Genomic DNA, 21,150 nt, shown 5'->3' with positions numbered 1-21,150 from the left:
CTTATTTGGAGGTCATAAAACCTTTGCGATAAATATCAATATTTTCTACAGCAATACCGGTGCCTAAAGCAACACAGTTCAAAGCTTCATCAGAAACGAATACCGGCATACCGGTTTCCTGAGAAATCAGTCTGTCCAGATTGCGCAGCATGGAGCTGCCGCCAGTCATAACAATACCACGATCCATAATATCAGCAGACAGCTCAGGCGGTGTACGCTCCAAGGTGTTGCGAACAGCGTCTACAATCATGCTTATAGGCTCGTTTACTGCCTCGCAGACATGGTTAGCATTAACCTCAATGCTTTTAGGCAGACCGCTGAGCAGGTCACGGCCACGAACCTCCATAACAGCAGGCTCATCAACCTTCATAGCAGTACCGATTTCAATTTTAATATTTTCTGCAGTACGTTCACCGATAAACATATTAAATGTTTTACGGATATAACGTACAATAGCGCTGTCAATAGCGTCACCGCCACAGCGCACACTCTTGCTGACAACAATGCCACCCAAAGAAATTACGGCAACCTCACAGGTACCACCGCCAATATCAACAACCATGCTACCAGTTGCCTCCTGCACAGGCAGGCCTGCACCGATTGCAGCAGCCATCGGCTCCTCAATCAGATAAGCCTCACGCGCACCTGCTTCAATGGTAGCATCAACAACAGCACGCTTTTCTACTTCTGTAACGCCGGAAGGCACACCAACCAGAATTCGCGGGCGTACAAAGGTGCGATTGCCCATAGCCTGCTTAATAAAATATTTCAGCATGGACTGGGTAATTTCATAGTCGGCAATAACGCCATCCTTCATCGGACGGATAGCAACAATGTTACCGGGAGTACGGCCAATCATTCTCTTAGCTTCCGCACCGATTGCCAGCACCTCGTTAGTATCCTTTTCTACAGCTACTACAGACGGCTCGCGAATGATAATGCCCTTGTCCTTGCAATGCACCAGCGTATTTGCAGTGCCCAAATCTATACCCATGTCATCCGACATATTGTTAAAAATACTGATATTAGGGAAAGTAAACTTCATTTCCGCTATCCTCCTAAACTTCTAATGCTTCATCTTCCTGAAAACTGTAATAAGCACCGTCCCCGATAATCAGATGGTCTAAAAGAGGAATCCCCAGCGTTCTGCCGGCCGCCAGCAAAACAGCTGTCAGTTGCTTGTCCTCAATGCTTGGCGTCGGGTCACCCGAAGGGTGATTGTGAGCCACGCAGATAGAGGCTGCATGCTGCAGAATCGCCGGCAGGAATACCTCACGCGGATGCACCACTGAATTAGTCAGTGAACCCTCTGATACCAGCTCCGTACCTATTACTTTATTCTTACTGTTTAACAAAATTACCAAAAATTGTTCCTTCGTGGCATAACGCAGACGCGGCATCAAAAATGCTGCACCGTCCTGCGGACAGCCAAAATGGATTTTATCTAAAGGGCGGGCTGACGCTATCCGCCTGCCTATTTCCAGAGCTGCTAAAACAGTTGCTGCCTTAGCCTGCCCCATACCCTTGATTTGCATAAGCTCATTCAAGTCTCTCACTCCTGCCAGTCGCCTGTACAGGCCACCGTCAGCGGTAAGCTCCTTAGCAATTTCCAACGCTGATTTTTGCGCAGTACCTGTGCGCAGCAATATTGCCAGCAGCTCGGCATCCGTCAGCGCGTTCACTCCACGCAGAAAAAGCTTTTCCCGTGGTCTGTCCTCTAAGGGAAGGTTTTTAATTTTTTCTGTGTTTGTTGTCTGGTCGATACTACTAAAATCACTGCGAAAATCGCAGGTCCTGCTTTCTGCAGGATTAGTCACTCTTCATAGCTCCTCATACTCCTAGTCTTTGCATCATTAAGTACAACAACGACAACGGCAAGCCTACAACATTATTGTAGCAACCATTGATTTTTTCCACCAGGACAGCACCTCTGCCCTGAATGCCATAGGCACCGGCCTTATCCATCGGCTCGCCTGTAGCAATATAAGCATCTATTTCGTCAGCAGTCAGCTGACGAAAGCTTACATCAGTAACGCACACCTCGGACATCTTTTGTCCCTTATAACATACAGCAACGCCTGTCATTACCTGGTGTGTACGTCCGGACAAACGCTGCAGCATAGCCTTGGCAGCTGCTGCATCCTGCGGCTTGCCCAAAATAACATTATCAATTACTACGATTGTGTCTGCAGCAATAACAGGAAACTCATCTCCCATTTTTGCTGCTACAGCAGCGCATTTTCCGGCTGCATTATGCAAAGCAACCTCCTGCGCCTGGCTGGCAGTGCCGCTGCCTTCGGCAAAATCTGCAGGACACACCAGCGGTGTAATACCTATTTGCTGCAGCAGCGCCTGTCTGCGCGGAGAGGCTGATGCCAAAATAACCTTCATGCTTCAGCCTATTCCTTTTTACCCATATCAATAACAATCTTCGGCTGTTGGATTTCAAAAATAACAGCCTGCTTGCCTTCACGTACTGCATCACGTTTAAAAATACGTGCATAGTTTACAGTCACCAGAAGCCATAAAACAATGCAACCGGCGATAAACGGCAATTCATCCATATGAAAGAATGTAGCCATGCTGTGTCCGCAGGCAACACCTGCAAGAATGCCTGCTACCGGCAAGCCATAAATAACAAGCTTAGCCTTGCGTTGGTCAAAATCGCGGTATTCCGCGCCAACCACGTCGCCGGCCTTAGCACCTACTGGGTTCCAGCAATCTATATATTTAGGCAGACCGGTCAGTTCGCTTTCAGCTTTATCAACCTTCACTTCAGCGCGCTCGCCCTGCTTTTTAACAATAATACCTCTAATTTCTGCCATTGAAGCAAATCCTTCCTCTACCAAATATTTAGCTTAATAAGCATGTACGAAAATATACCAATAGCCGAAGCCGAAAACTACGCCGTAAATTGCCAGGAAAACAAGGATGCCTTGCCAGCATACAGGATAACCGAAGTTGATATCCTCACCGAAAATACCACGGCGATTGAAGAAGGTATATTTTTTACGTTTTCTGAACCAAGCCAATTTATTATCGGGGCCAACCAGTTTGGCAATCAGATAAATGTAAATAAAAGAACCAAAAAATATTTGCATAACGCGGGCGCATACTGCCACCGGTTCTACGTTAGCTATTGTTTCCATCTTGTCGATGCCTCCTATTCCAAAACAATCATCAATTAAAGCTGAATAAATTTATCTGGCATTTCCTTACGTAATACACGGACAAACTCATCACTGGATTTAAACAGCAAACCCGCCAGCTTATTTTTCTTGCCTTCGGTAAATACCAGCAAGCGCTGCGGATTCTCATCAAGTGAATTATAGCGATGGATATAATGTTTAATCGCTGTTTTGCGGAAAAAGCTCTTTACATATTTATCGGTAAAGCTTTCTGTACGAGTCAGGTCAACAACATAACTGCGTTTAATAAAGCCTAAGCCGTGGCTGATTACCTCAAGCTTCATATCCTTATAGAGTATCAGAGTATAACCAAAGGCTACGCGCCAAATCCACAAAGCCAAAAGCACGGTATCCATACCCCAACCTAACATATCAAAGCGTCTATGTTCCTGCAGCCAGGTCCATTCATGCCAATAAAAGCTCGCTATCATAAGCAAGGCAATCACTGCAAAGATTTTTCTTTGCGTACTTGTTCCAGATTCTTCACGATACAATTCTTCCAAAAGAGTTCCCTCCAGCTTCCTAAATTGTGCAATAGCAACAAAGCAATCTTATCCAATTAATTATATCAAATTTTACACTTAAAGCATATACCTCAGGCAATAAAAATCAGTGCAAAAATGTGAATTTTACCTGCATCAGACAGCTTTCCTGCAAAAGCAAAACACCGCTTCGCCGGCTTACGCCATTGAAGCGGGTTTCAGTAAGTATTATGCTTTATTAAAATATAGCATCTGATATTACGTCAGCCTTAAGTAACATCTGTCATCCCTGAGGTTTTTCATTGCTAACCATTCATCAACACCGTTACATATGAGCTTATTTGCGCACCTGACCGTTACCGTTAATCAGATACTTTGTACTCGTAAGCTCCGGCAGCGCCATAGGTCCGCGGGCATGCAGCTTTTGTGTGCTGATGCCGATTTCCGCACCGAAGCCGAATTCGTTGCCGTCGGTAAAACGGGTAGAAGCATTGACGTAAACAGCAGCAGCATCCACGGTATATTGGAAAAGCTGTGCCGCCTGATAATTATTCGTAACAATACATTCGCTGTGGCCGGTGCCGTATTTGGCAATATGTGCCATAGCTTCCTCAATGCTGTCCACAATCTTTACAGAAAGACGCAAATCGCCGTATTCCGTAGACCAGTCTTCTTCCGTTGCCGGATGCACCTGACCACTGTACTCCTGCACAGCCTCATCACCGCGTATTTCTACAGCAGAGGAATTATACATCATCAGCATCATCGGCAAGAATTTATCCGCGATATCCTTATGCACCAGCAGTGTTTCCATCGCATTGCATACGGAAGGACGCTGTACCTTGGCGTTGAAGGCAATTTTCATCGCCATCTCCACATCAGCATCCTTATCCACATATGTATGGCATACGCCCGCACCTGTTTCGATAACCGGCACGCTGGCATTACGCACTACCGCCTGAATCAGGCCAGCACCGCCGCGCGGAATGACCACGTCCACAAGGCCGTTCATATGGATTAAATCCTGCACAGCCTGTCTGTCACTGGTATCAATAAATTGAATAGAGCCAGCGGGAATACCTGCACCCTCCGCAGCCTGCGCCAAAATTTCAGCCACAGTTTTGTTTGACTCCATTGCCTCGCTACCGCCCTTGAGGATAACAGCGTTACCTGATTTCAGGCACAGACCTGCGGCATCTGCCGTAACATTGGGACGTGCTTCGTAGATAATACCGATAACACCCAGGGGAACGCGAATTTTGGTAATATGCAGACCGTTAGGCAGAGTTTTGCCGTCAATTACATTCCCCACAGGATCAGCCAGACCTGCTACCTGACGCAGGCCGTCAGCCATACCACTGATGCGCGCGGCAGTCAGCTTCAGACGGTCCAGCATCGAGCTTTTCATGCCCTTGGCTGCAGCAGCAGTCATATCACGCTCATTTGCAGCCAAAATTTCAGCCTGCTGCGCCTCCAGCGCAGCAGCCATCGCCAAAAGCGCCGCATTCTTAACTGCTGTAGAAGTAACAGCAAGCTTGGCTGTAGCCTGCTTTGCAGCCTGCGCCTTAGCCTGAACCAATTCATACGTTGCCATAATCCTCACCCTGCCTTATAAAATAACCAGGTCATCGCGATGGATAACCTCATCAAAATTTTTATGTCCCAGAATATTTGCAATCTCGCCAGAATTGCAGCCCTTAATCTGCTCCAGCTCGGCAGAAGAATAATGAACTAAGCCACGAGCCAGCTCGTGCGCATCCTTGTCGATAACGCTCACCGTACTGCCCGGCAAAAATTCACCCTGCACGGCAAACACGCCTGCCGGCAGAATACTGCAACCACCAGCCTTGCGAATAGCCTTGGCGCAGCCGTCATCCACAACAATGCTGCCGGCAATCTTGGCACCAAAGGCCAGCCAGCGCTTGCGGAACTGCAGACGGTTTTCACGGCTCACGAACAAGGTTCCCAGCTCTTCGCCCTGCAACACACGGGCAATGGCATTCTTTTCGGTACCGCTGGCAATCACCAGATGAATACCGCTGCTCGTCGCAGCCTTGGCAGCCTGAATCTTGGTAGCCATACCGCCAGTACCACGGGCAGAGCCGACACCGCCGGCACTTGCCTCAATCTCCGGAGTAAATTCCACAACCTCAGACACAATCACAGCGTCCGGATGCGTTTGCGGATTAGCTGTATACAGGCCATCAACATCAGAAAGAATGATAACAAGGTCAGCATCCACAATGCCTGCAACAAGAGCAGACATATTATCGTTATCGCCGATTTTCAGCTCGTCAAGCGCCACAACGTCATTTTCATTGACGATAGGGATAACACGCTGACGCATCAGTTCCATAAAGGTATTACGCGTATTGGTGTAACGATGGCGGTCAATGGCCTCTGTTTTGGTAATCAGCACCTGCGCCACAATCTGACCATAATCGGCAAAGAATTTTTCATAAGTATGCATCAGAACGCCCTGACCTACGGCAGCAGCAGCCTGCTTGCCGGGAATAGTTTTGGGCTTGCCCGGCAAGCCCATGCGGTCCACGCCAACAGCCACAGCACCGCTGGTTACCAGAATCATCTCCTTACCCTGATTCTGCAAATCGCTGATTTCGCGTGCCAGACGATCAATCTGACTAAAATTGCGCTTGCCGTTGGCATAGGTAATTGTACTAGTACCAACCTTAATGACAATACGCTTAGCCTTTTTTAAAGCCTCACGGCTTGCTTCATTGTTTAACATTTCCCCTCACCTGCAGTTCTAGTTTTTTATTTTGTGCGTTATCTGCAATATATCTCTTTCGCAAAGGGCGCAGAGAATGTGTCGGATGCTAAATGAAATTTACGATGGCGTACTCCTCGTACGTCGAGGAAATTTCATGACGCAAACGATACGTTATATGCGTCCTTAATCTTTATAATCAAACACCATATCCCTAATACGCACACTCTGTCCTTCCTGTACGCCTTTCTCCTTTAGCGCCTCGTCAATACCAAGACGTTTCCAGATCAGCTGGAAGCGGTAAAGTGCCTCGTCATTATCAAAGTTGGTCATAGCAACAAGACGCTCAATGTTCTTGCCGCGAACCTCCCAGTCAGTATCATTGCCGACAACAATTTCATAGCTGTCCGGATCAATCTCGTCAAAGCGTGCCAGGTCTTCCTCATCCTCTTCCGGAACATACTGCAGCAGCAGGTCGTAAGCCTTAAACATCAACTCACGCAGACCTTCACCGGTAGCGGCACTTGCCTTGCAGATTTCGTAACCCTTAGCTTCAACGTATTCCTTCAAGCGCTCAAAGTTTTCCTGCGCTTCCGGCAGGTCCATTTTATTGGCAACAACGAGTTGCTTACGGCGTGCCAGACGCTCGCTGTATTCTGCCAATTCTGTATTGATTTTGTCAAAATCCTCAATCGGATCACGGCCGTCAACGCCTGCTACGTCAACAATATGCAGCAGCACCTTAGTACGCTCTACATGACGCAGGAAGTCATGGCCAAGGCCAACACCCTCATGCGCACCTTCAATCAGGCCGGGGATATCCGCCAGTACAAAGCTGCGCTCCTCGTCCAGACGTACTACGCCCAAAACCGGGGACAGCGTTGTAAAATGGTAGGCAGCAATTTCAGGGCGGGCAGCGCTCACCTGTGCGATAATGCTGGATTTGCCTACGCTGGGGTAGCCTACCAAGCCAACGTCAGCTAACAGCTTCAGCTCCAGCTTCAGCCAACGGTTTTCGCCGGGCTCACCCTTTTCGGCAAAGGTCGGTGCACGGTTAGTGCTGGTAACATAGCAGGCATTGCCCTTGCCGCCACGGCCGCCCTTAGCAGCCACATAGGTCTGTCCGTCCTCAACCAGGTCAGCCATCACAGCGCCGGTAGCATCGTCGCGTACCAAGGTGCCCATCGGCACCTTCACGAAAACGGTATCAGCGCGCACACCGGTGCAGTTTTTAGTACCGCCCTGACCGCCGCGCTTAGCAACATATTTCCTCTTGTAACGGAAATCAATCAGTGTATTGAGATTTTTGTCCGCAATCAGGACAACATCACCGCCGCGACCGCCGTTACCGCCGTTCGGGCCACCCTTTTCTACAAATTTTTCTCTGCGGAAGCTGCTCATGCCGTCGCCGCCATCGCCTGCTTCTACATAAATTCTCGCTCTGTCAATAAACATTTTGTTTTCTCCTATATCGTAAATTTAGCTATTGCTAGGTATATTTATCTATATTATAGCTTATCTTGCAGGGAAAGTGCAACGTGGTAACAATCAAATCCGCAGAAAAGCTTTGAGTTTGCGAAGATTTCACGGAATAGCTATAGCCGCTGCTAAAAAAAACGTGCCTGCAGCCTATAAAGCCACAAGCACGTCTATAAAAGGAAAGGAGAATCTTATCGCTTACTCACGCAAAAATTTATCAACCGCATGTGCGGCGCCACGCCCTTCAGCAATTGCCCATACTACCAGGCTCTGCCCGCGACGTGCGTCACCGGCAGCGAAAACACCGGGTACGCTGGTAGCATAGCTGCTGTCATCAGCCGCTATGCTGCCGTTGGGAGCCTTATCCAGCTTGAATTCATCAAACAAGCGCTCCTCACTGCCCACAAAGCCCATAGCCAGCAGCACCAGCTGTGCAGGCACAACATGTTCTGTACCAGGAACATCCACCGGCACACTGCGCCCATTCACCTGCTTCCATTCATTCTGGCACAAGCGCAGACCGATTACCTTACCATCCTCACCCAGGAACTCCTTGGTGGTAATGCAGAATTCACGCGGGTCCTGCTTAAATTTATGGATAGCCTCTTCCTGACCGTAATCCGTTTTAAAGATACGCGGGAACTGCGGCCAGGGATTATCTGCTGTGCGACTGTGCGGCAGACAGGGATTGATTTCCAGCTGACGCACGCTGCGGCAGCCCTGACGGATAACGGTTGCCATGCAATCGTTGCCTGTATCACCGCCGCCGATGATAACAACATCCTTATCCTTGGCATCAATAGCAAGTCCGTCCTCCAGATTGCTGTTCAGCAGGCTCTTGGTTACGCTTTCCAGATAATCCTTAGCGAAGTAAATACCTTCCAGCTCACGTCCGGCAACAGGCAAATCACGCGGCACTGTCGCACCAGTACACAGCACTACGGCATCATATTCCTCCAGCAATGTGCTGGAAGCCAGCTTTACACCGATCTCGCTGTTTAAGACAAAGCTTACGCCGGCATCCTCCAGCAGCTTGACGCGCCGCTCTACCAGCTTTTTATCCAGCTTCATATTGGGAACACCATACATCAAAAGGCCGCCGGCACGGTCGGCACGCTCGTAAACAGTAACGCTGTGACCGGCCTTGTTCAGCTCATCAGCACAGGCAAGGCCTGCAGGTCCGCTGCCGATAACAGCAACCTTTTTGCCGCTGCGTTTAGCAGGCTTATTGGGTTTTACCAATCCATGCTCAAAGGCGTTTTCAATGACATATTGCTCAATGTTGCGAATAGTAACAGGATTATTCACCAATCCTGCATTGCAGGCACCCTCGCAGGGAGCAGGGCAGACGTGAGATGTAAATTCCGGGAAATTATTGGTTTTATTCAGACGGGCATAGGCATAATCATCCATCCCGTGATAAACAAGATCATGAAATTCCGGCATCAGATTGTGCAGCGGACAGCCTGAAACCATGCGGTTAATCATCACACCGCTATGGCAAAAGGGAACGCCGCAATCCATACAGCGCGCTGCCTGGCAGCGCAGTGCTTCCTTATGCGGCAGGCTGCTCGTCTTAATTTCCTGCCAATCCTTAATTCTTTCTCCGGAGGCACGCAAAGCAAGCTCCGCACGCTTGTAATCCATAAATCCGGTCGGCTTACCCATTATGCCTTCACCTCCTCAAATACTTTCAGGGTGGCAGCGTCTGCGCTCATTCCCTGCTGCAGATACTCATTAAGCTTCTGCGTAACAAGCTTATATTCTTTAGGAATAACCTTGACAAATTTATCCTGATATTCATCCCAGTTATCCAAAATCTCTAAAGCCAGCTTACTGCCGGTATACTCTGCATGCTGCAGTAGCATCTTCTTTACCGTCAGGCTGTCGCCGATTTCTTCCAGCTTTTCCAACAGCACGATTTCTTTATTGCAGTAGGTAGCAAAATCTCCCTGCATATCCAGAACATAGGCCGTACCACCGCTCATACCGGCAGCAAAATTGCGTCCTGTACGTCCCAAAATAACTACCGTACCACCGGTCATATATTCACAGCCATGGTCACCAACACCCTCAACAACAGCGTTCACGCCGCTGTTACGGATGCAGAAGCGTTCACCGGCAGTACCGCTGATATACGCTTCACCGCTCGTTGCACCATAAAAGGCAACGTTGCCGATAATAACATTTTCGTGCGGATTAAAGCGTGCATCGCTATCCGGATAGATAATCAGCTTGCCGCCGGAAAGTCCCTTGCCAACATGGTCATTGGCATCGCCCTCCAGCTCCAGCGTAACGCCCTTAGGCAGAAAGGCGCCAAAGCTTTGGCCGGCACTGCCCTTGAAGTGCAGGTTGATGGTGTCGGCAGGCAGTCCCTCGGCGCCGTAGCGGCGGGTAATTTCACTACCCAAAATCGTGCCGACAACGCGGTCCGTATTCTTAATCGGCAGCGTAATCGAAACAGGCTTTTTAGTTTCCAGATTACTGCGGCAGATATCCAACAGCTCACGCATATCGAGCGATTTTTCCAACTGGTGGTTTTGCTTTTTGGTGCAAACCTGGCTGGCACCGGGCTCAACCTCCGGTTTATAGAGCAGCGGTGCCAAATCCAGATTCTTATTCTTCCAGTTGCGCTCCTCTGCCGGCTTGGGCAGCAATACCTCGGTACGGCCGACCATCTCGTCGATAGTGCGGAAGCCGAGCATCGCCATATATTCACGAACCTCCTGCGCAATGAAGTGCATGAAGTTGACAACATATTCCGGCTTGCCGTGGAAATTTTTGCGCAGCTCCGGATCCTGCGTTGCTACGCCCATCGGGCAGGTATTAAGATTGCATACACGCATCATGATGCAGCCGATAGCTACCAACGGTGCTGTTGCAAAGCCAAATTCTTCCGCACCCAGCAGAGCGGCGATAATAACATCGCGTCCTGTCATCAGCTTGCCGTCTGTTTCCAGTGTTACACGGTCACGCAGATTATTCAGCAGCAGCGTCTGATGCGTTTCCATAAGTCCCAGCTCCCACGGCAATCCGGCATGGTTGATGGAAGTACGCGGAGAAGCACCGGTACCGCCGTCATAACCGCTGATAAGCACAACATCGGCACAGGCCTTAACTACGCCGGCAGCAATCGTACCGACACCCACCTCGCTTACCAGCTTGACGCTGATGCGGGCACGAGGATTAGCATTCTTCAGGTCGTGAATCAGCTCAGCCAAATCTTCAATGGAATAGATATCATGATGAGGCGGAGGTGAAATCAGGCCAATGCCTGCCGTTGTACCGCGGCATTCGGCAATCCAGGGATAAACCTTGCCGCCCGGAAGCTGACCGCCTTCACCCGGCTTAGCACCCTGAGCAATTTTAATCTGGATTTCATCCGCATTGACAAGATAATTGCTGGTCACGCCAAAACGGCCGCTGGCAACCTGCTTAATTGCACTGCGCTTGCTGTCACCATTAGGCAGCAGTGCAAAACGGTTAGGATTCTCGCCGCCTTCGCCGGTATTGCTCTTGCCGCCGATACAGTTCATGGCAATCGCCAGGCATTCATGTGCCTCCTGGCTCAAAGAGCCGTAGCTCATTGCACCAGTCTTAAAACGATGGCAGATGCTTTCTACAGATTCTACCTCATCGATATTCACCGGCAGACGCTGCGGTGTAAAGGTCAGCATACTGCGCAGATTCTGATTGGCAAAGGCACTGCCGCGCAGCTGCTTGCTGAACTCCTTGAAGAGCTTGTAGTCACCAGTCTTGCAGGCCTGCTGCAGCTTGACAATCGTTTCCGGATTAAGCATATGCTGCTCACCGCCGTTACGCCATTGATAATGCGAGCCTGATTCATAGCTGAAAAGATCAATGTTTTGCTCAGCAAACGCAGGCTCATGACGCATAGCAACCTCTCTGGCAATCTCGTCCAGTCCGATGCCTTCAAGACGCGACGGAGTTCCTGTGAAATATTCTTCGATAACTGCGCTGCTGATACCGATAGCTTCAAAAATCTGTGCACCACGATAGGACTGTACAGTAGAAATACCCATCTTCGACAGGATTTTGGCAATACCATGGGTGCAGGCGCTGATATAATTTTCAGCAGCCTTTTCAAAGCTGATATCCAGCATTCCGTCAGCACACATATGCTCCAGGCTTTCAAAAGCAAGATACGGATTGATACCGCTGACGCCATAGCCTAAAAGCAACGCCATATGATGTACCTCACGCGGCTCAGCAGATTCTATGATAATAGAAGCGCGCAAACGCGTACCGTTTTTAATCAGATGATGATGCAGACCTGCACCTGCCAGCAAGGCAGGAACCGCTGCCATTTCTTTAGTAATGCCGCGGTCAGATAATATCAAAATGCACTTGCCTTCCGCAATATATTTATCAGCAGCGGCAAAGATTGCATCCAACGCCTTCTTTAAGCCGGCGCCGCCATCCGCAACCTTATAAAGCATAGGAATTGTTGCTGCCTCGAAATTAGGAATATTCTTCAGCTTAGCAAGCTCAATGTTGCTTAATACCGGAGATTCGGCAGAAATCTGGTGGCAGCTTTCCGGCTGCGGATCAATCAGATTCAGTTCTGGACCGATTCCGCTGGTTGTATCCGTGAAAACCTCCTCACGAATAGCATCAATCGGCGGATTTGTTACCTGCGCAAAAAGCTGTTTAAAGTAATTATATAAAAGCTGCGGCTTTTCGCTGAGCACAGCCAACGGCGCATCATTGCCCATTGCTCCCAACGGGTCAATCCCCTTCTGCGCCATCGGACGCAGAAACTTGGTCAAATCCTCCAGCGTATAGCCAAACGCACGTTGGCGCTGCATCAGCGTCTGCGAATCCGTCACCGGCAGTTCACTCTTAAGCGGAATATTTTTCAGTTTGATGGAATTTTCTTCCAACCATTTACGATACGGATGCTCGCAGGCAATTTGGTGCTTAATCTCATCATTGCCGATAATGCGGCCCTGCTCCGTATCAATCACCAGCATACGTCCGGGACGCAGGCGATCTTTTTTGACAACAGTTGCCGGATCAATATCTACGACACCAACCTCAGATGCGAGAACGATAGTATCGTCATTTGTAATATAATAACGTGACGGTCTGAGGCCATTGCGGTCCAATGCAGCACAAATAGTACGACCATCAGTAAAGGCCATAGCAGCAGGTCCATCCCACGCCTCAATCAGCGAATTATGATATTCGAAGAATGCCTTCAAATCATCATCCAAATGCGGATTTTTTCCCCACGGCTCAGGAATCATCATCATGACAGCGTGCGGCAGACTGCGTCCGCTCATCAGCAAAAATTCCAACACATTGTCGAACATGCCGGAATCGGAACCGGTTTCGTCAACAATCGGCATAACCTTATGAATGTCATTACCCCAAAGACTGTTGCCGCACATTGTCTGACGTGCACGCATCCAGTTGATGTTGCCACGCAAGGTATTAATTTCACCGTTATGCATCAGGTAACGATAGGGATGAGCACGCTCCCAGCTGGGGAAGGTATTCGTGCTGAAACGCGAATGGACCAGAGCCATTGCTGTCTCGATAGAGCTGTCCTCCATATCCGCATAAAAGGTTTGCAGCTGCTGTGTTGTCAGCATGCCTTTATAGACAATAGTACGCGAGGACAAACTTGAAACATAAAAGTACTTGCCGCCGCGCAGCTTGCCGTAACGGATATAATTCTCGGCCTCACGGCGGATGCAGTACAGCTTGCGCTCAAACGCATTATCATCTATATCAAGGCGGTCAAGCACGTCAGCCGACGGACGGATAAAAACCTGTGCCATAAAAGGCATGCTTTGGCGTGATTTTTCACCCAAAACCTCCGGATGTACTGGCACAGTACGCCAGGCAATAATGCTCTGACCGTTCGCTTCAACGATACGTTCAAAGTGGCGCTGAACATTTTCTCTTTCTACAACATCCGGCGGCAGGAAAATAAAACCAACGGCATATTTCCCTGCTTCCGGCAACTCCACATCCTGCTTGGCGCATTCCTTGACAAAAAAGTTGTGCGGAATCTGCAGCAGCACACCGGCACCGTCACCGGAGTTCATATCTGCTCCCTGACCGCCGCGATGGTCCATGTTATGCAGAACCACCAAAGCCTGTCGTAAAATTTTATTAGACTTCTTGCCCTTAATATTGGCAACTACACCAACACCGCAGGCATCGTGTTCAAACCAAGGATCATATAATCCCTGTTTCTTGGGCAGCGAAGTATTCATAATAAATTCCCCTCTCAAAGCATTTCATTAGTAAAATATATTAGCAGTTCTATTAGTGTTTCTATTGAAGACCACTACAACGACTGTAATTTTAATTATAATACTACGTTATTACGATTGCAAATTGTATACATGTATATTTGCTTACATAACAAAAGTTCTGCAAAAGGCAATTTTCTGAAAGAAGGATTTTTTATACTCCTACACTCCTTTGCACTTCAGTAATACTTTTTTCCTTCTGTATTGTACACTCAATGTTTTTCTAGGCATTTTTTTATTTTCACACTTGACAAACCGTGAAATTGTTGCGATAATGTGAAGAACACAGCGATGTGTATATTTTTAATTTCAAAAACAAAAATGCAATGAACGGGAAAATTTACCTGCCTCAGCATCCAGAGAGACGGCGTATGGTGCAAGCCGCCAGCAAGCAGGCAAAGAAGCTCACCCGCGAGCAGCTTCTCTGAACCAAGTAGGAGCAGACGTTTCCAGCATGTTACGCTGCCGATTCGCTAATCGGGAAAATTAAGTACAACTTAGGGTGGTACCGCGAAAAAACTTCGCCCCTATCTGCAAGCGCAGATAGGGGTTATTTTTATTATAAGGAAGAAGGTTAATTTTATGGGAATGACAATGACGCAAAAAATCTTAGCCAAGCACGCTCACCGCGACAGCGTAAGCGCCGGCGACCTGCTTGTTTCTCAGGTAGATTTAGTATTAGCTAATGATATCACCGGACCTCCGGCTATCAACGAATTTGAAAAAATCGGTAAACCGGTATTTGATAAAAACAAAATTGCTCTGGTCCCGGATCATTTCTCTCCCTGCAAGGATATCAAATCCGCAACCATGTGCAAGCGTATGCGTGACTTCGCCCGCAAGCACGAAATCAAAAACTACTTTGAAGTAGGCCAGATGGGTATCGAGCATGCACTGCTGCCGGATAAAGGCCTTGTTGCTCCCGGCGAAATCATCATCGGTGCCGATTCCCACACTTGTACCTACGGCGCACTCAATGCGCTGAGCACCGGCATGGGCCAGACCGATATCGGCTGCGCTATGGCCAGCGGTACTTCCTGGTTCAAGGTTCCGCAGGCTATCAAGGTTAACCTTACCGGCAAGCTGCCGAAATACGTTAAAGGCAAGGACATCATCCTGACCATCATCGGTATGATCGGCGTTGACGGTGCCCGTTACCAATCTTTGGAATTCACCGGTGAAGGCGTCAGCGAGCTTTCTATGGCCGACCGTCTGACTATCTGCAACATGGCTATTGAGGCCGGCGGCAAAAATGGCATTTTCCCCGTTGATGAAAAAACCATCGAATTCTTAAAAGAACGCGGCGTAACCCGTGAATGGGAAGCAGTTACTGCCGACGAAGACGCTGAATATGCCCGCGTACTCGATATTAAGCTCGACGAGCTTGTCCCTGTAGTTGCTTATCCGCATCTGCCGGAAAACACCCATCCTGCTAAGGAAGGTCATGCAATCAAAATCGACCAGGTTGTCATCGGTTCCTGCACCAACGGCCGTCTGGAGGATCTTGAGCAGGCTGCCGAAATTCTCAAAGGCCACAAGGTTTGCGACCATGTGCGTATGATTATCATCCCGGCAACCCAACAGATTTATCAGGAGGCTATGCACCGCGGCTACATCGATACCTTTATTGATGCCGGCGCTGCCGTTTCCACTCCGACCTGCGGCCCCTGCCTGGGCGGTTACATGGGCATCCTCGCTGCAGGCGAGCGCGCTGTTTCCACCACCAACCGTAACTTCCGCGGCCGCATGGGCCATGTCGACAGCGAAGTTTATCTGGCAAGCCCCTATACCGCTGCAGCCAGTGCGATCACCGGTTATATCACCAGCCCTGAGGAGGTAGTAAAATGAGCAAAGTTTGGCGTTACGGCGACCACATCGATACAGACGTTATTATCCCGGCAAGATATCTGAACATTGCCGATTTCAAAGAATTAGCAGAGCACGCTATGGAGGATGCGAAGGAAAACCTGGAAATTAACTTCGCCGCCAACGTACAGCCCGGAGATTACATCGTTGCCGGCAAAAACTTCGGCTGCGGCTCCTCTCGTGAGCATGCCCCTGTAGTATTAAAGGTTAAGGGCATCAAATGCATCGTAGCAGACAGCTTTGCCCGTATCTTCTACCGCAATGCGATTAACATCGGCCTGCCGGTGCTGGAAATCGGCGCCGACGTAGAAAAGATTGAACCCGGTGACGAAATTGACGTTGATGTCAACAAGGGTGAAATCAAAATCCTCAATAAAAATATTACGATCAAAACAAAACCGCTGCCGGAATTTATCCAGCACATTGCAGACTGCGGCGGCCTGATTAATTATATTAAAGGAGAAAACAAATAATGAAGATTTGCTTACTGCCAGGTGACGGCATTGGTGTAGAAATAGTTGATGCAGCTGTAGAGGTTCTCGACGCTGCTGCCAAGAAATTCGGCTTTGAAATTGAATATGACAAGCAGCTCATCGGCGGCTGCGCAATCGATGCAACCGGCGTTCCCCTGCCGGAAGCAACCATCGCCAGCGCTAAGGCTGCTGACGCTGTACTGCTCGGTGCTGTCGGCGGACCGAAATGGGATAATGTTGCCCCGGACATCCGCCCGGAGAAAGGCCTGCTTGGTATCCGCAAGGCTTTGAGCCTGTACTGCAACCTGCGCCCGATGACCGTTTCCAAATTCACTGCGCATCTTTCTCCGCTGAAAACGGAACGTGCCGAAGGCGCTGACCTTTTAATCGTGCGCGAGCTTACCGGCGGCATCTACTTCGGTGAGCACAACGAAGCGCACCTCAACGCTGACGGCGTTGAGGAAGCAAGCGACGTTGAGCTTTATACCCGTCCGGAGGTAGAACGCATTGCCCGTTTTGCTTTTGAAGCTGCCAAAAAACGCCGCGGTAAAGTAACCAGCGTAGATAAAGCCAACGTATTGGGCTCCAGCCGTATGTGGCGTAAAATCGTTGCCGAAATGCAGGCTAAGGATTATCCGGAAATCGAGCTGAACAATTTCTATGTTGATAACTGCGCAATGCAGTTAGTGCTGAATCCTAAGCAGTTCGACGTTATCTTGACCAACAATATCTTTGGTGATATTCTCAGTGATGAAGCAAGCACTATTGCAGGCAGCATCGGCCTGCTTCCGAGCGCCAGCCTCGGCGACGGCACCGGCATGTACGAGCCTATCCATGGTAGCGCACCGGACATTGCCGGTCAGGGTATTGCTAACCCGTTGGCAACCATCCTCAGCGTTGCTATGATGCTGCGCTACTCTCTGAACCAAAACGAAGCAGCAGACGCTATGGAAGCAGCTGTTGACGCAGTTATGGAGCAGGGCTACCGTACTCCGGACCTTTATGCAGAAGGTCTGAAGAAGGTTTCCACCTCTGAAATGGGCCACCTGGTTGCTCAGGAGCTGCTCAAATAGACATTCCCGGTATAACGCCATCCCCTCAGCGTTTACCAAAGCATTTCTACCCGTAAGCCTTCCGTTTGGGACTTACGGGTAAATTTTCCAACATTTAGGCATTATTATATTTTGATTTTTTTGTTTTTTGGATTTTCTTACGATTGTTGTGGTGTATTATGATGCAAACTTCAACTGAAAATATCAATTCCGTATACACTAATAGTGTTTCAAGCAATGTTGCAGCCTTCCGCCAAGGCTTGCACGATGGTATCCCCATAGGATTGGGGTATTTTGCTGTAGCCTTTTCCCTGGGAATTATTTGCCGCACATCCGGTCTTTCTGTATTGCAAGGCTTCCTGACAAGCCTGCTCAATAACACTTCAGCCGGTGAATTTGCTGCCATTACCCTCATAGGGCAAAACGCCAGCTATACTGAAATAGCACTTGTCACGCTCATTGCCAATGCACGCTACATGCTGATGAGCTGCGCTCTTAGTCAAAGACTCAGTGCCGCGCAAAGCTTTATCCATCGTCTGGTCATCGCCTTCGCTGTAACGGATGAGCTTTTCGGTATCGCTATCTCCCGTCCGGGGGTTTTGAATCCATACTATTACTATGGCGGTATGGCAGTAGCAATTCCAGGCTGGTCGATTGGCACAGCCTGCGGCATTATTGCCGGTGCAGCGCTGCCCGAGCGCATTGTCAGCGCACTGAGTGTAGCACTGTTTGGCATGTTTCTCGCTATCATCATGCCCCCTGCACGCGAAAGCCGTATCATTCTCACTGTTGTAATCACAAGCTTCATTGCCAGCTTCGCAGCAACATACATGGAGCCGTTGGCGCAGCTTACCGGCGGTACGCGTACTATTATCCTCACTGTAGTCATCGCAGCGGCTGCAGCTTATCTCAGGCCAGTGCAGTCCCAGCAAAAGGAGGATTAGCAGATGGAACACAATATTTATATTTATATTGCCGTAATGGCACTTGTTACCTACGCTATCCGCGTGCTTCCGCTCACACTCATCCGTAAAGAAATCAAAAATCCCTTCATCCGTTCCTTTTTATATTATGTCCCCTACACGACGCTCGCAGTAATGACCTTTCCTGCTATCCTGCAGGAAACACAAACACCTGCTGCAGGTGCTCTTGCCCTCGGCGTCGGCGTTGCCACCGCCTGGCGCGGCATGAGCCTTTTTCATGTGGCTTGCTGCTGCTGCACAGTAGTGTTTATCGTAGAATTTATCATGGTGCCGTAAGGCACACAAAAAGCCGTCGGCTTAGAAGATTTTTCTCCGGGCCGGCGGCTTTTTGGTATTACTGTAATTAACGTGCGTTTAATCCCAATTCGTTAATCAAGGCACGCTGCAAAAGATTAGAAAAATTGATATCGTTATCTATTGCCATATTATTAAGCCATGCAGGAATCGAAAGCGTCTTTTTTACAGCCTTCGCATTATATTTTTTGTCATACGCCAGCTTATCAAAAGCAACCATCATCACAAACTGACTGCCATCCAGTTTAATTTCATTTGGTTTTGATGCCTGAGGATATTCTTTCGGTTTTTTACCTTCCAGCATCAAGCCAATCACTTCCTGCACCATCTCCAAAGCTTCTTCCAAAGAATCTCCTTGGGTATTGCAGCCGGGAATATCCGGAACATAAACAGATACGCCTACTTCCTCAGGTTCAAAAATTACCGGATAAAAATATTTTTTAGACATAATGCGCTCCTTTCTTCTCCTTATCGTTTTAATTCAGCCTGCTTTAAAATAGCCTGTTCTAAGCCTTTCTTTAATTCTTTAGTATGCAAAGGTACAGCAACGGTTATATTCCGTTGTGGATTAAAATATTTTTGGTGAGAACCATTATTGCTCTTCAGATAAACAAAACCATTTTGTAAAAGCAATCTGATCATTTCTTTAGGGGTTAGTGGCATAAACGCAACCTCCTTTAATTAATTATACTACGTAATATTACGTATGTAAAGAAATGCTTGCTGCAACAAAAAAAGTCTTCGCGCACATACGCATATGCACGAAGACCGAAATAATTTATTAAGCTTCTATCTCACAGCAGCCAGTGGAACATACCGAAATAAGAGAAAACACACAAAACAGAAACACCCAGCGCCGACACACCGAACATTTTCATAAACAGGCTCTGCTGCTGCTTCTGGTTGGCATTTGCCGCCGAAGCATAAGCTGCTAGCGCCAACGCACCACCTGTAGAAAGCGGGCTGATGGCAGCGACATGCGAAATTGTTGTAATAGAAGACGCCAGCTCCAACTCATTCACGCCGCCAAGTTGCTGGGCAACATGCGGCACAGTCGGCAGCAGCGTAGGCATAACAACACCGCTGCTTGAGCTGAACCAGCTCATTACGCCAGAGGTTAACCCCATAACAGCGGCAGCACTTTTAGCACTCATCAGCGAAACAAGTACATTGGAAAGCACCTCAATACCGCCTAAATCAATAATCAGCTGCATCAAAACACCAACACCGGTAATCAGCAGCAGCGTATTCCAAGGAATATGCCTGATTGCTTTTGTCTCATCAGAGACACGCAAAAAGGACAATACCGCAGCAACAGCAAAGCTTACCAGACCAACGTTAATACGCAGAAGCATAACCATTAGTACCATCACGATAATACCGGCAATAGTCGTCAATTGCTTTTTATTAAAGGCAGGAACATCCTTTTTCTGCTCTGCCGCAACAGAACGCAACTTATATCCGCCCAATAAAATATATACAATGACGGCATAAATAGTAAAGGAAAGAATCCCATTCATAAGAAAATCATTTTCAATACCGGTCAAGCCGAATTCTGCGCACAGATTCGCACCGATAATACCGGTAGCAGCAAGCGGTGACAAACCGCCGGCACAAGAACCCAAAACAGTTAAGGTGGAAAGCAGCACGGGACTGATTTTCATTTCCGCTGCCAAAGACATGGAGAAAACCATCATTATCGCCATAGTCGGCACAGAGCCGGGGCCAAGCGCGGCAAGAATAATCGAGAACACATAGATAATAACAGGTATAAGATAAACACGCTTGCCTGCCAAGGAAATTACCTTCTGCGCCAGCAAATCAAGACTGCCGTTAATCTGTGCCAGACTGAACAAATAGGTTACGCCAAGCAGCATCAAGAACAAGGAAGCATTAAAGCCCTTGATAATTTCTGCATCACTAATGCCCGCCATACGTCCCAACAGCAAGGCAAAGGCTATGCACAATAACCCCGTATTCATCTTACGGATAAAACCAAGCATAATCGCCAGCAGTAAAAAACCTAAGGATAACAGAGCCATCGAAAACCTCCAAAAATTTTTTATTTGAGAGTGTATTTGAGAGTGTAACAACGGGAATATTAAATATAACAGAATCGCCATTTATATAATAACACTTAGGAATTACTTTGTAAAACAGTAGTTTCATTTAATTTATTCTTGTTTGGCATTAAAATTATTCCGCATAGGAATAGTCTTTTTATTATCACCGCAGTGCAGATATATGCTACACTACTCCTACTCTTTAAAGTAAAGTAGTTTATTTCCTGCAAAATAAATGTTACAATAAATAGTTGA

At 48.2% G+C, this 21,150-nt stretch carries 19 protein-coding genes and 1 other annotated feature; of the genes, 5 read left to right on the top strand and 14 right to left on the bottom strand.

Annotation, left to right across the window (positions count from 1 at the left end; translation table 11 throughout):
• Window position 1 precedes the first annotated feature (1 nt).
• The 11 genes from Q0G26_RS07420 to gltB form a co-directional block, all read right to left on the bottom strand.
• Window positions 2–1,045 (bottom strand): rod shape-determining protein, encoded by a 1,044-nt coding sequence (locus Q0G26_RS07420; protein ID WP_293829493.1) that lies wholly within the window; start codon window positions 1,043–1,045, stop codon window positions 2–4.
• A 13-nt stretch (window positions 1,046–1,058) separates the two neighbouring features.
• Window positions 1,059–1,817, bottom strand: a complete 759-nt coding sequence (gene radC, locus Q0G26_RS07415; protein WP_293829490.1) for a DNA repair protein RadC — start codon at window positions 1,815–1,817, stop codon at window positions 1,059–1,061.
• 13 nt (window positions 1,818–1,830) lie between these two features.
• Complete coding sequence (locus Q0G26_RS07410) at window positions 1,831–2,391, bottom strand: Maf family protein (protein ID WP_293829487.1); 561 nt, start codon at window positions 2,389–2,391, stop codon at window positions 1,831–1,833.
• A gap of 8 nt (window positions 2,392–2,399) precedes the next feature.
• Window positions 2,400–2,825: a SoxR reducing system RseC family protein gene (locus Q0G26_RS07405; RefSeq protein WP_293391276.1), complete on the bottom strand. Its 426-nt coding sequence runs from the start codon at window positions 2,823–2,825 to the stop codon at window positions 2,400–2,402.
• A gap of 33 nt (window positions 2,826–2,858) precedes the next feature.
• Window positions 2,859–3,149: a hypothetical protein gene (locus tag Q0G26_RS07400; RefSeq protein ID WP_293829485.1), complete on the bottom strand. Its 291-nt coding sequence runs from the start codon at window positions 3,147–3,149 to the stop codon at window positions 2,859–2,861.
• A 35-nt stretch (window positions 3,150–3,184) separates the two neighbouring features.
• Window positions 3,185–3,691: a hypothetical protein gene (locus Q0G26_RS07395; RefSeq protein ID WP_293829483.1), complete on the bottom strand. Its 507-nt coding sequence runs from the start codon at window positions 3,689–3,691 to the stop codon at window positions 3,185–3,187.
• Window positions 3,692–4,007: 316 nt separating this feature from the next.
• The gene (locus tag Q0G26_RS07390; protein WP_293829480.1) at window positions 4,008–5,264 is read right to left on the bottom strand and encodes a glutamate-5-semialdehyde dehydrogenase; all 1,257 of its coding nucleotides are present in this window, start codon (window positions 5,262–5,264) and stop codon (window positions 4,008–4,010) included.
• 15 nt (window positions 5,265–5,279) lie between these two features.
• Window positions 5,280–6,419, bottom strand: coding sequence for a glutamate 5-kinase (proB, locus tag Q0G26_RS07385; protein ID WP_293829478.1), 1,140 nt, complete (start codon window positions 6,417–6,419; stop codon window positions 5,280–5,282).
• Between the two features lie 165 nt (window positions 6,420–6,584).
• A complete protein-coding gene (obgE, locus tag Q0G26_RS07380; protein ID WP_293690882.1) occupies window positions 6,585–7,853 on the bottom strand; it encodes a GTPase ObgE in 1,269 nt (422 codons plus the stop codon).
• A gap of 222 nt (window positions 7,854–8,075) precedes the next feature.
• A complete protein-coding gene (locus tag Q0G26_RS07375) occupies window positions 8,076–9,545 on the bottom strand; it encodes a glutamate synthase subunit beta (protein WP_293829475.1) in 1,470 nt (489 codons plus the stop codon).
• A complete protein-coding gene (gene gltB, locus Q0G26_RS07370) occupies window positions 9,545–14,125 on the bottom strand; it encodes a glutamate synthase large subunit (RefSeq protein ID WP_293829473.1) in 4,581 nt (1,526 codons plus the stop codon). The genes Q0G26_RS07375 and gltB overlap by 1 nt, the downstream gene beginning before the upstream one ends.
• Window positions 14,126–14,481: 356 nt before the next feature.
• Window positions 14,482–14,696, top strand: a binding site (T-box leader).
• A 50-nt stretch (window positions 14,697–14,746) separates the two neighbouring features.
• Here gltB and leuC point away from each other — a divergent pair.
• The 5 genes from leuC to Q0G26_RS07345 all read left to right on the top strand — a co-directional run bounded on the left by leuC (window position 14,747) and on the right by Q0G26_RS07345 (window position 18,814).
• On the top strand, window positions 14,747–16,012 hold the full coding sequence (gene leuC / locus Q0G26_RS07365) for a 3-isopropylmalate dehydratase large subunit (RefSeq protein ID WP_021720499.1): 1,266 nt from the start codon (window positions 14,747–14,749) through the stop codon (window positions 16,010–16,012).
• Window positions 16,009–16,503 (top strand): 3-isopropylmalate dehydratase small subunit, encoded by a 495-nt coding sequence (locus Q0G26_RS07360; protein WP_210683941.1) that lies wholly within the window; start codon window positions 16,009–16,011, stop codon window positions 16,501–16,503. Before leuC ends, Q0G26_RS07360 begins: the two co-directional genes overlap by 4 nt.
• Window positions 16,503–17,576 (top strand): 3-isopropylmalate dehydrogenase, encoded by a 1,074-nt coding sequence (gene leuB, locus Q0G26_RS07355; protein ID WP_293829472.1) that lies wholly within the window; start codon window positions 16,503–16,505, stop codon window positions 17,574–17,576. The genes Q0G26_RS07360 and leuB overlap by 1 nt, the downstream gene beginning before the upstream one ends.
• A gap of 158 nt (window positions 17,577–17,734) precedes the next feature.
• Window positions 17,735–18,499 (top strand): AzlC family ABC transporter permease, encoded by a 765-nt coding sequence (locus Q0G26_RS07350; RefSeq protein ID WP_293829469.1) that lies wholly within the window; start codon window positions 17,735–17,737, stop codon window positions 18,497–18,499.
• Between the two features lie 3 nt (window positions 18,500–18,502).
• Window positions 18,503–18,814: an AzlD domain-containing protein gene (locus Q0G26_RS07345; protein WP_293829467.1), complete on the top strand. Its 312-nt coding sequence runs from the start codon at window positions 18,503–18,505 to the stop codon at window positions 18,812–18,814.
• A gap of 67 nt (window positions 18,815–18,881) precedes the next feature.
• On the opposite strand, the gene Q0G26_RS07340 is transcribed toward Q0G26_RS07345, so the two are convergent.
• From Q0G26_RS07340 to Q0G26_RS07330, 3 genes are all read right to left on the bottom strand, one after another.
• Complete coding sequence (locus tag Q0G26_RS07340) at window positions 18,882–19,280, bottom strand: type II toxin-antitoxin system HicB family antitoxin (protein WP_293829466.1); 399 nt, start codon at window positions 19,278–19,280, stop codon at window positions 18,882–18,884.
• Window positions 19,281–19,300: 20 nt separating this feature from the next.
• Window positions 19,301–19,495 (bottom strand): type II toxin-antitoxin system HicA family toxin, encoded by a 195-nt coding sequence (locus Q0G26_RS07335; protein WP_293829463.1) that lies wholly within the window; start codon window positions 19,493–19,495, stop codon window positions 19,301–19,303.
• Between the two features lie 131 nt (window positions 19,496–19,626).
• Window positions 19,627–20,874 (bottom strand): SLC13 family permease, encoded by a 1,248-nt coding sequence (locus Q0G26_RS07330; protein ID WP_293829461.1) that lies wholly within the window; start codon window positions 20,872–20,874, stop codon window positions 19,627–19,629.
• Window positions 20,875–21,150: the final 276 nt, after the last annotated feature.

This window comes from uncultured Phascolarctobacterium sp. (genome assembly GCF_934190775.1).
Taxonomy (GTDB): domain Bacteria; phylum Bacillota; class Negativicutes; order Acidaminococcales; family Acidaminococcaceae; genus Phascolarctobacterium_A.
The sequence above is the reverse complement of the archived record's forward strand: the minus strand, read 5'-3'. Positions and strand labels throughout refer to the sequence as shown.

Bases quoted from the DNA above. Each gene is read 5' to 3' on its own strand.
- Q0G26_RS07420 (WP_293829493.1), bottom strand. From the start codon at position 1,045: ATGAAGTTTACTTTCCCTAATATCAGTATTTTTAACAATATGTCGGAT.
- Q0G26_RS07410 (WP_293829487.1), bottom strand. From the start codon at position 2,391: ATGAAGGTTATTTTGGCATCAGCCTCTCCGCGCAGACAGGCGCTGCTG.
- Q0G26_RS07405 (WP_293391276.1), bottom strand. From the start codon at position 2,825: ATGGCAGAAATTAGAGGTATTATTGTTAAAAAGCAGGGCGAGCGCGCT.
- Q0G26_RS07400 (WP_293829485.1), bottom strand. From the start codon at position 3,149: ATGGAAACAATAGCTAACGTAGAACCGGTGGCAGTATGCGCCCGCGTT.
- Q0G26_RS07390 (WP_293829480.1), bottom strand. From the start codon at position 5,264: ATGGCAACGTATGAATTGGTTCAGGCTAAGGCGCAGGCTGCAAAGCAG.
- proB (WP_293829478.1), bottom strand. From the start codon at position 6,419: ATGTTAAACAATGAAGCAAGCCGTGAGGCTTTAAAAAAGGCTAAGCGT.
- obgE (WP_293690882.1), bottom strand. From the start codon at position 7,853: ATGTTTATTGACAGAGCGAGAATTTATGTAGAAGCAGGCGATGGCGGC.
- Q0G26_RS07375 (WP_293829475.1), bottom strand. From the start codon at position 9,545: ATGGGTAAGCCGACCGGATTTATGGATTACAAGCGTGCGGAGCTTGCT.
- gltB (WP_293829473.1), bottom strand. From the start codon at position 14,125: ATGAATACTTCGCTGCCCAAGAAACAGGGATTATATGATCCTTGGTTT.
- leuC (WP_021720499.1), top strand. From the start codon at position 14,747: ATGGGAATGACAATGACGCAAAAAATCTTAGCCAAGCACGCTCACCGC.
- Q0G26_RS07360 (WP_210683941.1), top strand. From the start codon at position 16,009: ATGAGCAAAGTTTGGCGTTACGGCGACCACATCGATACAGACGTTATT.
- leuB (WP_293829472.1), top strand. From the start codon at position 16,503: ATGAAGATTTGCTTACTGCCAGGTGACGGCATTGGTGTAGAAATAGTT.
- Q0G26_RS07350 (WP_293829469.1), top strand. From the start codon at position 17,735: ATGATGCAAACTTCAACTGAAAATATCAATTCCGTATACACTAATAGT.
- Q0G26_RS07345 (WP_293829467.1), top strand. From the start codon at position 18,503: ATGGAACACAATATTTATATTTATATTGCCGTAATGGCACTTGTTACC.
- Q0G26_RS07340 (WP_293829466.1), bottom strand. From the start codon at position 19,280: ATGTCTAAAAAATATTTTTATCCGGTAATTTTTGAACCTGAGGAAGTA.
- Q0G26_RS07335 (WP_293829463.1), bottom strand. From the start codon at position 19,495: ATGCCACTAACCCCTAAAGAAATGATCAGATTGCTTTTACAAAATGGT.
- Q0G26_RS07330 (WP_293829461.1), bottom strand. From the start codon at position 20,874: ATGGCTCTGTTATCCTTAGGTTTTTTACTGCTGGCGATTATGCTTGGT.